14 protein-coding genes and 1 tRNA gene are annotated in these 14,833 nt (G+C 58.5%); 7 read left to right on the forward strand and 8 right to left on the reverse strand.

Translation table 11 applies throughout. The annotated features are described in order from the left end of the window. Window positions 1-6 precede the first annotated feature (6 nt). A complete protein-coding gene (locus tag WC811_RS04820; RefSeq protein WP_372641523.1) occupies window positions 7-651 on the forward strand; it encodes a glutathione S-transferase family protein in 645 nt (214 codons plus the stop codon). A 14-nt stretch (window positions 652-665) separates the two neighbouring features. Here WC811_RS04820 and WC811_RS04825 read toward each other — a convergent pair whose 3' ends face one another. After that, on the reverse strand, window positions 666-944 hold the full coding sequence (locus WC811_RS04825) for a hypothetical protein (RefSeq protein ID WP_372641525.1): 279 nt from the start codon (window positions 942-944) through the stop codon (window positions 666-668). A 422-nt stretch (window positions 945-1,366) separates the two neighbouring features. Here WC811_RS04825 and WC811_RS04830 point away from each other — a divergent pair, with 422 nt between their 5' ends. Continuing rightward, a complete protein-coding gene (locus WC811_RS04830) occupies window positions 1,367-1,639 on the forward strand; it encodes a sel1 repeat family protein (protein WP_372641526.1) in 273 nt (90 codons plus the stop codon). Window positions 1,640-1,666: 27 nt separating this feature from the next. On the opposite strand, the gene WC811_RS04835 is transcribed toward WC811_RS04830, so the two are convergent. Continuing rightward, entirely contained in the window at window positions 1,667-2,320 is a 654-nt protein-coding gene (locus WC811_RS04835) for a hypothetical protein (protein WP_372641528.1), read from the reverse strand. Between the two features lie 158 nt (window positions 2,321-2,478). Between WC811_RS04835 and WC811_RS04840 the strand changes: the two genes are divergently transcribed. Beyond that, a tRNA-Ser gene (locus tag WC811_RS04840) sits at window positions 2,479-2,570 on the forward strand. A gap of 48 nt (window positions 2,571-2,618) precedes the next feature. Here the strand turns inward: WC811_RS04840 and WC811_RS04845 are convergent. The 6 genes from WC811_RS04845 to WC811_RS04870 form a co-directional block, all read right to left on the reverse strand. Beyond that, window positions 2,619-3,068 carry a YaiI/YqxD family protein gene (locus tag WC811_RS04845; RefSeq protein ID WP_372641530.1) on the reverse strand — a complete coding sequence of 150 codons (450 nt, stop codon included), beginning with the start codon at window positions 3,066-3,068 and terminating at the stop codon, window positions 2,619-2,621. 391 nt (window positions 3,069-3,459) lie between these two features. After that, window positions 3,460-4,119 carry a response regulator transcription factor gene (locus tag WC811_RS04850; RefSeq protein ID WP_372641532.1) on the reverse strand — a complete coding sequence of 220 codons (660 nt, stop codon included), beginning with the start codon at window positions 4,117-4,119 and terminating at the stop codon, window positions 3,460-3,462. Next, window positions 4,116-5,561 carry a nitrogen regulation protein NR(II) gene (locus WC811_RS04855; protein WP_372641534.1) on the reverse strand — a complete coding sequence of 482 codons (1,446 nt, stop codon included), beginning with the start codon at window positions 5,559-5,561 and terminating at the stop codon, window positions 4,116-4,118. Before WC811_RS04855 ends, WC811_RS04850 begins: the two co-directional genes overlap by 4 nt. 379 nt (window positions 5,562-5,940) lie before the next feature. Beyond that, window positions 5,941-7,401: a phenylacetate--CoA ligase family protein gene (locus WC811_RS04860; RefSeq protein WP_372641536.1), complete on the reverse strand. Its 1,461-nt coding sequence runs from the start codon at window positions 7,399-7,401 to the stop codon at window positions 5,941-5,943. Window positions 7,402-7,628: 227 nt separating this feature from the next. Then, the gene (locus tag WC811_RS04865; protein ID WP_372641538.1) at window positions 7,629-8,225 is read right to left on the reverse strand and encodes a DedA family protein; all 597 of its coding nucleotides are present in this window, start codon (window positions 8,223-8,225) and stop codon (window positions 7,629-7,631) included. 211 nt (window positions 8,226-8,436) lie between these two features. Further along, window positions 8,437-9,498: a TrkA family potassium uptake protein gene (locus tag WC811_RS04870; protein ID WP_372641540.1), complete on the reverse strand. Its 1,062-nt coding sequence runs from the start codon at window positions 9,496-9,498 to the stop codon at window positions 8,437-8,439. A 170-nt stretch (window positions 9,499-9,668) separates the two neighbouring features. On the opposite strand from WC811_RS04870, the gene WC811_RS04875 reads away from it, so the two are divergent. The 4 genes from WC811_RS04875 to WC811_RS04890 all read left to right on the forward strand — a co-directional run bounded on the left by WC811_RS04875 (window position 9,669) and on the right by WC811_RS04890 (window position 14,715). Then, window positions 9,669-10,556, forward strand: coding sequence for an alpha/beta fold hydrolase (locus tag WC811_RS04875; RefSeq protein WP_372641542.1), 888 nt, complete (start codon window positions 9,669-9,671; stop codon window positions 10,554-10,556). A gap of 206 nt (window positions 10,557-10,762) precedes the next feature. Further along, the gene (locus tag WC811_RS04880) at window positions 10,763-11,215 is read left to right on the forward strand and encodes a (2Fe-2S)-binding protein (protein ID WP_372641544.1); all 453 of its coding nucleotides are present in this window, start codon (window positions 10,763-10,765) and stop codon (window positions 11,213-11,215) included. Between the two features lie 15 nt (window positions 11,216-11,230). Continuing rightward, complete coding sequence (locus tag WC811_RS04885) at window positions 11,231-13,381, forward strand: molybdopterin cofactor-binding domain-containing protein (RefSeq protein WP_372641546.1); 2,151 nt, start codon at window positions 11,231-11,233, stop codon at window positions 13,379-13,381. Next, on the forward strand, window positions 13,378-14,715 hold the full coding sequence (locus WC811_RS04890; protein ID WP_372641548.1) for a cytochrome c: 1,338 nt from the start codon (window positions 13,378-13,380) through the stop codon (window positions 14,713-14,715). The genes WC811_RS04885 and WC811_RS04890 overlap by 4 nt, the downstream gene beginning before the upstream one ends. Window positions 14,716-14,833 lie beyond the last annotated feature (118 nt).

Here is a 14,833-nt window from a genome sequence, read left to right on the forward strand (position 1 = left end):
AGCAAAATGCTGGACGACGCAGAAGAGGAGCCGATCACCCTCTATTTCTCGACGACGCCGAATGGTTTCAAGATTGCGATCATGCTCGAAGAGCTTGGCGTGCCTTATGACGTCAAGTTCGTGGATCTCGGCAAGGGCGAGCAATTCGATCAGGACTTTCTCGCCATTTCGCCCAACAACAAAATACCGGCGATCGTCGATCCGGATGGCCCGGATGGGAACGCGATCGCGATTTTTGAATCGGGGGCGATCCTGCTGTATCTCGCGCGCAAGTTCGGAGCGTTCTATCCGTCGAACGAGCGGGCCAAGGCGGATGTCGACCAATGGCTTTTCTGGCAGGTCGGCGGTCTCGGCCCGATGGTGGGCCAGCGAAATCATTTCGCGAACTCCGCGCCGGAGAAAATTCCCTACGCGATCGATCGCTATACCAAGGAGGTCGAACGTCTTTTCGGGGTGATGAACAAGCGCCTCGAAGGCAGGCCGTATCTAGCGGGTGCTTACTCGATTGCAGATATCGCGAGTTTTCCGGCTGCGCGGATTTGGAAGACGCTTGGCCAGGACATCACGAAGTTTCCGAATGTCGAGAGGTGGCTCAACGATATCGGCGCGCGTCCGGCGGTGAGCAAAGGTCTAGCGGTGAAAAAGCCGTAAGGCTCTGCCGGGAGTTATTCGTTGTCGTGGCCAATGAGGCTATCGGGATCGACCGTCTGGCCGGTAACTTTCTGGAACGCCATGGCACCGAGAACCTTATTCGACTGAATATGGCGCAGGACATCGGAGGAATCGCCGGAGTCGGCGGGTTGGGGATTTGCCGAAGCGCTGCTGGCCGCAAGATCCGATAAACCGATGAAAGCCGGGTGCGCGCCTGAGCTGTCCTGTGCACAGCCCGCCAGGGCTACCAATCCCGCAGCCGCAAACGAGCGGCAGACCATCGTGTGAACCATTGTCCCTCATCAAGCCGCCTCGACGGCTTGAACCCTCCTTGACGTCTGGGCCGAGACCGGCCCGCAAAAACATGGTTACCAGCGCTCGGCTGAACCTTGGCTGAACACCGTTGAGCCCCGTCGCTCTGGCGCACCGCCAAACGGCATTTTTGAAGCATGGTTAGCAAATGATGGCAATCCGCCTTAACGGCCTGTCACCAGCTGTTTGGTTGTGGAAAAAAAGCTCGAATTCCGGACGGCCGAAAAGGCGATGTAAAGCAAGTTTACCCGGGAATTACCCCAATTTTGTTCGGTGTTTTACGAGATTTCATCCAACAGCTGCGATTGTCCATAAGCGCTTCATGTGAACCCTTCGGAGCGCAGGGCACGATCGCAGTTCGACATTAGGTACGTAACGGCGGTCGGATTTGGAGTTCTTAGATATGGCACGTATGGACGTGTTTCCCCGTCAGATGCTGGAATACGCCTCGCAGGGAGAGCAATCGGACGCTTTCTTCGAGCTGGGCCTCAGCTATTGCACGGGACGCGACGGAACGGTCGACCTCATTCAGGCTCACAAGTGGTTCAACATTGCCGCCAGTCGCGGCAACGTCGAGGCCAAGCGCCACCGGTCAGAGCTGTCGAGCGACATGAGCAAAGCCGAAGTGATCCGGGCGCAGAAATTGGCGCGCGAATGGTTGGCCTCGGCTCACTGAAGCCGACGGCTCTGCCGCTTGGTCGCTTCAGCAGTTTGAAAAGAACGAGGACAGGCACTTCCACGAACTCTTGGCAGCGCCGCCGACTGCGGAGCCTGCTTTCTCGAGCGCCGTGCCTGCTGACTTCGCCGCGTCGCCGGCCGTCTTTTGCGTCTGGTCGAGGCCGCCACCTGCCGATTTCGCGCTTTTCTCCATCATTTCCTGCACCGTCTTCGGTGGTGGCTCATTAGCCGCCGGTTCTGAAGGTGTGGCGTTCGCTGCCGGATCAGACGGCGGCGGAGGGGTGTTTGCTTCCAGCGTATTGAGGGTTGTGTGATTTTGCGGGGGAGCCGAGGCGTCGAGCGGCGGCTTGCCGGTCGCGGAATCGCTGCCGCCAGACTCACCGTCCGCAGCGTCATTGAGAAGCGCGGGTATCGGTAATTCCCGGCGCTCTCCCGGACACGGCGCGGCCACAGACCGATCGATCGAGCAACTGGCATGAGATCCGGTTTTGGCGAGCGTGGTAATGCAGTAGAACTTCGCCACAGTATCGAGCGTCGCGTTCGAACCGCCGGCGACCACGCACGCGTAGTTGGCGTCAGGGCCGGTGCATTTAACGCAGAGCTCCGTCGCCTGAGCCGACGCTGCGGCAAGAAGTGTCAGGACGCCCGTACCCCACAGAAATTTCAATTGAGTACTCACGACCGAAATCCGTCTCCATGGAGCGATATTGCTCACAGGAGACTAGGACGACTTTGCGGCGGCGGCCAGACAACGTTGTATCCTGGCTTCACGTTATCCGACGCGTCTTGCATTGCTGTGGCCTGCCCTCTATAGGGGCACATTGCCCATTGATTTGGGGAGACGTGGCCGAGTGGCTGAAGGCAACGGTTTGCTAAATCGTCATACGCCCTAAAGCGTATCGAGGGTTCGAATCCCTCCGTCTCCGCCAATTTGGGCATGCTGAACTCGGGGCAAGCCGCATTCCGGAACAGCCTGTTTATTCCCTGCGCTTGATGGCCTGAATGGCGTGTTCCAGCGCCTGGAGGAACTGAGAGCGGTCGCGCGGGGTGAACGTGGAGTTGAAGCCCCGGCTTTCGCCTGTTTCGCGCAAGTGCTTTTGCATTTCACGCATCGCGATCGCCATGCCGATATTCGCGTCGCTGAACGGCTTGCCTGTCGGTCCGATGCACTGCGCTCCGGCCTTCAGGCACCGCGCGGCAAGCAAAATATCGGCTGTTACGGCGATATCCGAGGCTCCTACGCGCTCGGCGATCCAGTCGTCGGCGGCATCGGGACCTTCAGCCACTACGACGCGGTTGATCCGAGGGCTGTCGTCGAGCCGCATCCAGCTGTTGGACACCATGTGTACGGTGAGGCCGTGCCGTTCCGCTACGCGGATAACTTCAGCCTTTACCGGACAAGCATCTGCATCGACGTAGATTTGCATGATTTGGTCTATCCCTGCGGGTCGCCAATCGGATTATGCGACGGCGAAAAGAATACCAGTTCGGATGCCATCACGGAAACACGCGCGCGGCTCCATTGTTGTCTTTCGCGGTGTGAAGGATCGCGCCGTTTTCAATGGCTTGCCGAATGCTCGAAGCGCTTGTCAGACCGGCGCAAATAGCGGCTCGACCGCATCTTTCTTCGGCTAGAGGACTCTCGGGTGGGCGGCGAGTCGTCTGGGCACCAAACCCCCTTGGTTGCCAAAGGCCTTCGAATACTCCCGTCTTCGAAGCGCCGCCCCCTTTTTTAATTGGCACCGCATCCGAAGAAGCGCCTCAGAGTTCCGCTTTGGCGGATCTCAACGATCGGGAAACCGGATCGCTTGCGTGGCGTTAGGCGCTGACGCTTGAGAGGCCGAGTTTTTCGGCGGCACGGACGAGATCTGCCAACGATCTGACAGCCATTTTTCGCATCACATGCCCGCGATGGATTTTGACCGTGATTTCGCTGAGGCCGAGTTCGCCGGCGATTTGCTTGTTCATGAGTCCCTTCGTCACGTAGGCCATGACTTCTTTCTCGCGCGCCGTCAGGCTTTGGTAGTGCGCCGTCAGCTCCGCGACACCCGCGTCGGATTCCAGTTGCTTGCGATCGGTTTCGAGTGCTGTGAAGACTGCGTCGAGCATGTCCTGATCGCGGAATGGTTTGGTCAGAAAGTCGACCGCGCCAGCCTTCATGGCACGTACTGACATGGGAATATCGCCGTGGCCGGTCATGAAAATGACAGGCATCCGAATGCCCGCCTTTGCGAGCTGGCCTTGAAAATCGAGGCCGCTGACGCCCGGCAACCGAATATCCAAGACGAGGCAACTCGGCATATCGGGAAGCTTTTTCTCCAGAAATTCCGCGGCCGAACCAAAGACTGCGACCTGCAGTCCTACGGACCTGAAAAGACTGCTGAGCGCTTCGCGCAGAGCGATGTCGTCGTCGACCACATAAACGCACGAAGATGCGCGTGCGTCGGCGGAGCGATCGGAACCCGGGTTGCTTTTCACGCTGCATCCTCCCTGACCGGCAAATGAACCGAGAACGTCGCGCCTTGTCCCGGCTCGGATGTCGCGACAATCTTGCCACCATGGCTTTCGATGATCGAGCGGCAGATGGACAATCCCATGCCCATGCCTTCGGACTTTGTCGTGTAGAATGCCGTGAAAAGGTTGCCAATGACAGCTGGATCGATGCCGGGACCATTGTCGCTGATCTCGATTGTCACGGTCTTTTGAGCATTTTCATCCTGGCCTATGTGTGTGCGGATGTGCAGGGCGTGAGGCCGATCGGCGACGGTCGACATCGCTTGGACGGCATTCACCGCGAGGTTGATGATCGCCTGCTGCATCTGAACGCGGTCCCCGAGCACCGGCAGAGGGACGTTCGCGAGGTTGAGTTTAAGGGCGACGTTCTTTGAAATCAGCTCGCGCTCGACAAGAAGCAGGACATCTTCGAGAAGCTCGTTGGCGTCGAGCGGAGCGCGGATAAGATCGGTTTTGCGGGTCAGCGCGCGGAGCCTTGCGATCACGTCGCTGGCTCTCCGGCCGTTGCTGATCATCCGTTCAAGCGAACTATGCACCTCTTTGAGGTCGGGCACGTCGCGTTGCATCCAGCGTAGCGCCGCTTCCCCGTTTGTAACGACGGCCGCCAACGGCTGATTGACCTCGTGGGCGATGGATGCCGTCAACTCTCCGAGGGTCGTCAGTCGGGTAACGTGAGCCAGCTCGCCCTGCGCCTTATGCAGATCATCCTCGGCGCGTTGTTGATCGGTAATGTCGTTGTTGGTGACCATAGTCGCGATGGGGCGGCCTTTGTCGTCGCGCTGTTGCGACCATCGGCTGGCGACGACGACTTCGGTGCCGTCGCGCTTGGTCTGCCTGATTTCTCCCTGCCAGCGGTTTGCGTCAGCGAGGTCCGCCATAATTTCTTTAATCGGCTTCGGAAACTTGGTTTTTAGAAGATCCAACACGGAGCGCCCAACGGCTTCTTCGCTCTTCCAGCCATAGAGTTCCTCGGCTCCGACGTTCCAATAGACGATCACGTCATCGATGTTGCGGACATAAATCGCGTCGTGCGTCAGGTCGAGGAGGGCCGCCTGATCGCGCAAATCATGAGTCGCCTTATTGTTTTTGAGCGCCAGAAGCGTCGTGACCATGATCGCGCTCAAGCTCACCAGACAGCGGATCATCGCGCTGCTTTCGAGGTCGTCCCAGTGGACGATAGCGAAGCTCGCGATCGTCAGGAAAATGCAGGTCGCGGAAATTGCCAGCAGACCCTCTCGGCTCAGGAAGGTCGCCGACAACATGATGACGGCGACATAGAGGACCGCGATTGCGATATCGAGCGGAGTGAACGTGTCGATCAGAAAAATCGTAGTCGCGCCGAGAAGGGCGAGCGCCGGATAGAAGTGGGAATTCGATTGGGAGGGCAGCAGCGTTTGTTTCAACATCCAGTCCGTACCCGTCTTGCGCAGATTCCACCAAAGTCAGCCGTAAACCGGGGCCACTGCCGCTGCTCACATTTCATTGTGAGGCGCGGCTTCCGTGTTGGTAAGCACGCGTCCTATTTGGCGCGCCATGGGACAAATGGTAGTTTGGAGGCGATTGAATTGATTGGGGAAGCGATCAATTCTGAGTGGTAGGCTTAATTTTCAATGTCTGGCGGACATTCCGCTATCAATTTCAGCGGTTCCATACAGCTTCGCCCCGTATTTGAAAACGGGAGCGACGACAAACATCGTTCGTTTCGGAAATTAAGAGGATCCGGCTGACCGGCGGGGATTTAACGGCCTGGTCTGAGGCGGCGCCTGCGCGCCGCCGTGTCGTCTCTCAAATCTCGCTAGCCAAGGCCGGCTGCGGGTCGGACGCGGCCACGGGGGGCGGTCCGAAGACATTCTTCGCCCGACGAACTTTGCCGGATTCTTCTGGCAAAATTTGATCGACGATTTCGACGTCGAAGTGGACGATGCCCACCAGACGCTCGGATATCAGGGATTGCTGGACGAGATCGCGCAGCCTGTCGACGGATAACGTTTTGCCGGGCACGGCGACAGCGCGCAGCACGAACTGGTTGACGCCGGTTTGCAGAAACTGGTGCTCGGCGAGATTGGTCTCGTTATGGATCACGAGCAGGAAGATGTAATACGGCAGTTCCCGGATCTGGCCGTTGATGTTCACCCAGAACTGATCTTTTGACCGTCCATCGACGGACTCCACCAGAGGCAAAAGGCTTCCGCATTCGCACGGCTTCGGGCTGATCGTGACGATGTCATCGATTTCGTAGCGGATGATGGGCTGGGCTAAATTGTAAAGGTTCGTCAGCAGAACCTTGCTTCCCGGAGTGCCATTCGGGACGGGGCGGTTGTTGGCGTCGACCACTTCAAGCATCGCCAGTTCATCGTTGAGGTGGCTGCCGTGGGTCGCCTGGCACCCGCAAGTCAGTGCCATGCATTCGGCCATGCTGTAGACGTTGGTGACGTGAATGCCGAATGCCTGCTGAACGTGTTCAGCGATTGCTTTCGGCAGCGGCTCGCTGATGTTGGTTATCTGCTCAAGATCGCTGTTAGGCTTCAGTCGGCCGGCCTGCATCTCCCGGGTAATAGTTTCGAGCGCGCTCGTGTAGCCGGTGATGATGTTCGGCCGAAAGGTGTTGAGCTTTTCAACGAGCACATCGGGCGGATCGAAAACCGAGAGGCGCTGCAGCTTGGTGAAGCGGCGCGCGCGTTCCGGAAAGTAGTTGAAGAAAGTGCTGCTGGGATAAAAGCCAGGCTTCTGGGTGATAATCGAGAAGCGGGCCGGATTAAAGAGACGCCGCAGATGGGGGAGGAACCTGCGTGAGACCGGTTGGCCGCGGGCGAACTGCGCGGCGAACATCGTCAATATCGCGGATTTATCCAGCACGATGATCGCCGGCTGCCCCTGACTGCCTGACGTGTGACAGACAGCATAGTTTCCCTCGAAATAAGTGCCGACGTTCGCGGCATTGTTCATGAAGCGTTCGAGATCGTCGCGGCGAAGCGCGCGATCGGTGAACACATCGTCAAGGTTCGCCATCATCTTCGCCTTGCTGAGGGTCGGAAGATCGGTGATGGCGCAGGTTTTCAGGTCGATGCCTTGGAACTGCTTGCGATAGAAGGGAGAGTTCTCGTCGGCGTAACGCAGCAGGTTGCGAAACCGGGCTTCGCGGGCCTCGGCGCGAGCATGCATATCGGCGGGGCGCGGCGGCAGCAACGAACGAATGGCGAGAGCCAACTTAACTTGATCCGAGACTGCCCGGAGAAATCCTCTCATCAGATATAAGCCTTTGAGATACGACGGTATTTGTTGTGAGGGAAACGCAAGCGAGGCGGCATCATCGGCATGACGGCGCTCGACGCGGCTTAAGTATGGCAAGGGCCGCCAAATTGGCAGCGAAAACTGTGATTGCCATGGTTTTCATCGCTTGAATCTTTCACCCGAGGGTCTTGCAATGGCGGGGATGCGGTCGAGGCGCGGCGCATCGCCTGCGACGGCTTGGCTCAGTCGCGGCGTTCAAAGCCAGGGAGCGGTCCGGGTAATGAAGCTTCGGCTTGAGCCTGAAGTTCCGCTTCGTGGCGGCGCAGATAGACAAAGATTGCAATTACGATCCCCACCGCGACTACGAAGGCGACCGCGCCTACTGGCCCTTGCAGCTCGTGAATGCCGCGGCCGAACGTGTAGGCGGATATGCCAACGATGCTGGCCCAGACAAGCCCCCCCAACGCATTCGCGACAAGAAAGCGTGGCCATGCCAATTGATTGACGCCCGCCAGGAACGCAGCAAGAAAACGCAACACCGCAAAAAAGCGTCCAAAAAAAACGACAGCGCCGCCGTACTTCTGGAAAAGATATTGCCCGAGCTTGACGCGGCCCTCTGTCAGCCCGAGGTACGAGCCGAATTTCAGAACAAGGCTGTAGCCGAATTTACGTCCGACCATGTAGCCGATGTTATCGCCGACGATCGCGCCGACCGTCGCCGCCCCAATGACCATTGCGATGTTGCCGTCGTGGGTTGCCGCATAAACCGAGGCGACGATCAAAACCGCTTCTCCGGGCAGAGGAATGCCGAGACTTTCGAGGCCGACGATCAAGGCCACTGTCCATACGCCGTACGTCGCGAACAAGTGATGTAGCTGTTCAGGGGATATCAACGTCGTTGCCTTTTCGCGGAGGGCGTAAGCCCGAACCGGGCTGCGAATAGATTGCTGTAGGGACCGCGCGGCTTTTCTGTCACTCGATATGAAATGAAAGAGGACCTAAAGGGGATCGAGACGCAGAGTTCAGATCGATGCCCAAGAGGGCCGGTGATCATCGAAACGTCAATCGGCCCGCACGTAATTTTTCGGCTGGCGCTTCAAACATCGCGCGGGCGGTTTGTCCATTTCGGCCGACGACGACGACGCCGTCTTCTGCTTGCACACGTATCGATGGGTCGGGCGTCGTGACGGTTTCGCCTCCGGGGCGATCCAACTGCACGATGAAAAACCTGCCGTCCGCCTTGCGTTCTATTTCGCCGATGGTCAATCCTGTCAGAGCACCCTTTTCGGGCACGACTACGAGCGTAATGTCCAGACCCAGGCTTCGTAGCGAGCGTTCGAGTTCCTGCATTTTTGTGCCAGCGCGGAGAAATCGGGATGTTTCGGGAAAGAGGATCATCTCCGCGATGCGCTCGGCGCCGATGTGCGTCGGGAGGACGACTTTGTTTGCCCCGGCTTGAAGCAACTTGCTTTCGGTCGAGGGAAGCTCGCCGCGAGCGATGATTTCGATCGTCGGGTTCAGGCTTCGAGCCGACAAAGTGATGAAGACGTTGGCCGCGTCATTCGGCAATACGCTGGCGAGAGATCGCGCGCGCGTTATTCCGGCGTCGTAGAGGCTGCGTTCGTCCATTCCGTCGCCCGCCAGGCACAAATAGCCGAGATCGCGGACGTGCTGGGCGCGACTTTCGTCTTGCTCAAGCACGACGAATTTCATACCGCCCGCTTTCAGCTCCTTGGCCAGCATCATTCCGATGCGGCCAAATCCCACGACGATGACGTGATCATCGAGCTTATCGACCTCGGCCTTCATTCGTTTCATCCCGAATATCTGTTGCAGCTGACTGACTGTGAGGAATTGGACGAGGGCACCTGTAAGCAGGATCATGCCCGTACACCCAAAAATCATCGTCGCGACGGTCACGATATGCAAATAGGGTGTAGCGATTGGATGCACTTCGCCGTAGCCGACGGTGTAGACCGTCAACAGGACCATGTAGGACGCGTCCGCAAAGCTCCAGCCGGCGCCGATATACGCGCAGGTCGCGATTGTAATAACCACCAACATGAACAGCACACTGTAACACAGCGTGCCGCCAGGCGATCTGAAGTTCATTGAGAGCCTCTTGGTGGCGCCTTGGGTAATGCTTATTGGGCGATTTTAATCGCGTGAGGCTCGGGCCGGGACGCTATCAAAGCGGTCCCTCAACGGGCTGTCAACCATCGCGATAATTAGAGTGATGCCCGCTCTTGCGAATTGGCTGTCTGAAATTCAAATAATGGGCAATGATTTGGATACCGAAAGAATTGTGGGTCGATCAGAGCCTTTCGCGATTGCCTTGGGGAATTGCGGGCGATAGGGCATTTAAAATTTTCTGTACACCGGAATTATCGCAATATCGCGCGCCAAATCACCAGCAGCTTGCGACGCGGGCCCGCTTTCATTTGCGTAAGGCGCATTGGAAGCGCATTCCGACTCCTGTTGCGGATATCCAAACGTATATCTTCGAGCCCGATCGGGATTTGCCTCTCGGGACAGTGCTGGTCGTTCACGGCTGGACGGCGGAAGCGTCGTTCATGACCGCGATTGCGGAGCCGATGCGGCGCGCGGGCTATCGTGTCGTGTTGTTCGACCTGCCCGCGCACGGCCTCAGCGGCGCGAGTTCGACGAATCTGATCGACTGCGCGCGAGCGACGGCTGTGGTCGGCGCGCATTTCGGTCCACTGGCGGCGATCGTCGCTCACTCGTTCGGCGGCCTGATCTCGCTCGTCGCGGCGGAAGGGCATCCGCCGATGCCGAACAAACTTGAGATTCCACGCATTGTTCTGATTGCGTGCCCCAACCGCCTCGCGCAGGTGACGGGCGATTTTTCCAGACATTGGGGCCTGACAATGTCCGGACAACACGCCTTCGAACGGCGGCTTGAACGGCTCGGTGGGCGTCCGCTCGAGCGCTTCACAATCGTGAATTTCTTGCAGACGATTGGATGCAAGGCGCTCGTCATCCACGATCGTGACGATTGGGACGTGTCTTTCCAAAGCGCCGAGGAGATCACGACCAAAGTCGATGCGGCGGAATTGCGGGATTTCAGAGGTCTTGGACACCGCAATATTTTGCTCGCGTCGCCGGTCGCGCGGACCATCGCCTCGTATTTGACGCAAGCGGCCGAATAAATTTCATGTGCTGTGCGAATTCATCGAAAGGCACAGAGTCATGTTTCGATATCGCCGTTCGGCTATCACGCATGTCGGAAATCGCGCAATTTCCGACATTCCCGCGACGTTGATTGAGAGAATGATAGCGGTAATATAAGGGTCATCAAAAGTTGCGATGGAAACGTCGTCAGCTTCGATGATCATTTATGTGCCGGGAGCTCTCGATGATCACTCTTCAAGTCAACGGTCAGCCTCATGACGTCGACGTGTCGCCGGAAACGCCTTTGCTGTGGGCGTTGCGCGATGTGCTGGGCATGACCGGAACGAAATTCGGATGCGGGATCGCGCAGTGCGGCGCGTGCACAGTTCATGTGGATGGGCAAGCGGTGCGTTCGTGCCAGCTTACGATCGATATGGTCGGAAATCGCCCGATCACGACAATCGAGGGTATCGGCGCCACCGATGCCGGAGCCAAAGTGCAGAAGGCATGGCTCGATCTTGAGGTTATCCAGTGCGGCTATTGCCAGTCCGGGCAAATCATGTCGGCGGCGGCGCTTCTGGCTCACAAGCCCAACCCGAGCGATGACGATATCGACGCCGCAATGGCCGGCAACATCTGCCGCTGCGGCACGTATGTCCGCATCCGCGCGGCGATCAAAAAAGCTGCGACGGCGTAAGGAAGGACCGTGTCCATGAGCACAAATGCATCCTTGGAAGCGCGTGGCCTTTCGCGGCGCGACCTTCTGAAGGCCGGTGCGGCCGGATTTCTGCTTGTCAGCTTTCGTCTGCCTGTCGCCCGAGCGGCCGGCGATACGTTCGCACCGAATGCCTTCATCCGGATCGGCGACGACGATGTTGTGACCCTTGTCATGCCTCAAGTCGAGATGGGGCAGGGCATCTACACGACAGTCGGGATGATCCTGGCCGACGAGCTTGATGCCGATTTCAACAAGGTCGTGCTGCAGCATGCGCCGCCTGACAAGGCCTATAACAATCCGCTTTTCGGGATTCAGGCGACGGGCGGGTCGACGTCCGTGCGAGCGTTCTGGGATCCGCTTCGCAAGGCCGGAGCGGCGGGACGGGCAATGCTCGTCGAAGCGGCCGCGCAGCAATGGAGTGTCGAACCGTCGACCTGCCGGACGTCCAACAGTGAAGTGATCCACGACGCGAGTGGGCGGAAGGTCGGTTACGGCGCGCTTGCCGCGCTTGCCGCAACAATGAAGCCGGTGGGAGAGCCAAAGCTCAAGCTGGCCAAGGACTATACGCTCATCGGCAAGCCGGTGAAGCGTAAGGACACGCTCGACAAAACCGACGGCCGTTCGAAATACGGCATCGACGCCATGCCGACCGGCGTGAAGTTTGCGGCGATTGCGCAGTGTCCAATCTTCGGTGGCAAGGTGGGACATGTCGACGACACGAAAGCGAAGGCCATCAAAGGTTTTCAGCAGGTCGTAGCGGATGATGATTTCGTCGCGGTCGTCGCCGATACGACTTGGTCCGCGATGCAAGCCCTCACGGCGCTCGATATCAAATGGGATGAAGGCCCGAACGCGAACGTCAATTCTGCCCAGGTTTGGGATGCGTTGAGGGCTGCGAGCAAGGGAACGGGCGCCGTTGCGAAGCAAGCTGGCGACGTCGACAAGGCGCTTGCCGATGGCACGCGATATGATGGTGTCTATGAGCTTCCGTTCCTCGCGCACGCAACGATGGAGCCGCTGAATTGCACGGTTCATTACACAAAAGATGCCTGTGAAGTTTGGACGGGAACTCAGGTCATCGCGCGTGTGCAAGAGGCTGTCGCCAAGGCTGTCGGATTGCCGATCGAAAAAGTGACCGTGCACAATTTCTATTTGGGCGGCGGTTTCGGGCGAAGGCTCGACCACGATATGACAATCAGAGCGGCGCGTGTTGCCCTTCACGTCGATGGCCCCGTCAAAGTGACGTGGGGGCGTGAAGAAGACATGCAGCACGACGTCTACCGGCCGGTCTATCACAACGCGGTTTCGGCGACGCTAAAAGACGGCAAGATCGTCGGCTGGTCGCATCGTATTACCGGCTCGTCCATTATGGCGCGCTGGTTCCCCGCGGGATTCAAGGACGGCGTCGACGGCGATGCCGTCGATGGCGCGATCGATCAACCGTATGGTTTCCCCAATCTCAAGGTTGAATATATTCGCGCCGAACCGCCCGCGGTTCCGACCGGTTTTTGGCGCGGCGTCGGCCCGAACAACAACATCTTCGCCATCGAAAGCTTCATTGACGATATTGCGCACCGGGAAAAAGTTGATCCGGTCGCGTTTCGATTGAGGCATCTCGACAACAATCCGCGGCTCAAAGCCGCTATCCATCTCGCCACAGAAAAAGGCAACTGGGGCGCTCCGACGTCCGCGCGCGTGGGACGAGGCATCTCAGTGCAGAATGCCTGGAATACCTTCGTTGCGACAGTGTGCGAGGCCGAGGTCGATGAAAACGGCGAGGTACGCGTCCACAGATTGGTCACTGCGATCGATGCGGGAATACCGGTCAATCCCGACACGATCGCGGCGCAGATCGAGGGCGCGCTGATCTTCGGCCTTACCGCCGCGCTCTTCGGCGAGGTCACGATCGAGAACGGCCGTGTCCAGCAAAGCAACTTCAACGACTATCGCATGCTGCGGATCAACGAAGCGCCAAAGATCGAGGTGCATGTCATTCCGAGCACCGAACATCCGGGCGGCGTTGGCGAGCCGGGGACTGCATCGGGTCCGCCAGCACTGGCAAATGCGCTGTTTGCCGCGACTGGCGTTCGCCTGACGCGACTTCCGATTGATCGCGAAGCGCTCGCCGGGAGAAAGCCAGTATGAAGCGCCTTTATTGGATTCTTGCGGCGGTTGCGGCTGTCGTATTCGTTGTTGCCGGTTGGATCATCTACGTGCCGGGGCCGACGGCGTTTGCCAGCGGCAGCACGGTTGCGCTCGGCGACTATAAGGATACAAATCCGACGGGAGTGCCTGCGAGCCTCGCGACGGCAGACCTTGTTACGCGCGGCGAATATCTGACGCGCGCGGCGGACTGTGAAGCTTGCCACACCGCGAAGGGTGGCGTTCCCTACGCCGGCGGACTCGCGTTCAAGCTGCCCTTCGGCACGCTTTATTCGCCGAACATCACACCGGATAAAGAGACGGGCATCGGGAACTGGACGGACGCTGAATTTCTCAATGCCATTCACAAGGGCATCGCGCCCGACGGATCGCGGCTCTATCCTGCCTTCCCCTATCCGTCTTACACGCTGCTGACCAACGACGATGCGCTTGCGATCAAGACTTACCTGTTCAGCCTGACGCCGGTGAAGCAGGAAGCGCCGCCGAACACGCTCATGTTTCCGTTCAATCAGCGCTGGGGGATGATGTTCTGGTCGCTGTTCTACAACAGCAACGATCGCTATCGTCCGAACACAAGCCAGAGCGCGGAATGGAACCGCGGCGCTTATCTCGCCGAGGCACTGGGGCATTGCGGCGAATGCCACACTCCGCGCAATCTATTGCAGGCCGTCGACAACAAGAAGAAGTTCGCGGGGGCGTTTACGGCGGGCTGGCGTGCCTACAACCTGACGCAGGATAAGACGACCGGCATCGGCAGCTGGGACGTGGAGACGACCGCGAAGTTCCTCGCACATGGCCATGTCGAGGGCCTTGGAACAGCTTCGGGGCCGATGGGCGAAGCCATCGATATGAGCCTTCGGCACATGACGCCTGAGGATATCAATGCGCTCGTCGTATACCTCAAGACGATCCCGCCAATCCCCGACACGTCCCTTCCGATACCGAAGACGATGTTGGCTTCGACGTTTCCAAGCGATCATGAGATCGACGAGAATGCGCGCGGTGCCAAGATCTTCGCGGGTGCTTGCGCTGCCTGTCATGGGTGGTCGGGTAAGAGTCCCATTCTCACCTACGCCGATTTCGTCGGCGGCCGGACGGTGAACGATCCCACGGCGCAGAACGTCGCGCAGGCTATTATCTGGGGCGTGACGCGGCATACGCCAAACGGCGTGGTTAAGATGCCGGGGTTTGGAAATGCTTACTCGGACGATGAGATTGCGGCGGTTGCCAACTACGTCACGGCGAGGTTTGGAGCTGAGAAGTCCAGCATTACGGCCAACGACGTAAAGAAGATCAGCGGGCAGGCGTCCCAGTAGGGCGCGGATCGTCTCCGCGCGACGATGACCCGAGCGAAGTCGCTTGTTCGCTCGGGTTTTGAAAGTTAGGAAGCTCGAAGGATCGTGGCATCGGAGCCGCGGATTGTATTTCGAGTTT

The organism is Hyphomicrobium sp. (assembly GCF_041659645.1).
Classification (GTDB): Bacteria; Pseudomonadota; Alphaproteobacteria; order Rhizobiales; family Hyphomicrobiaceae; genus Hyphomicrobium_B.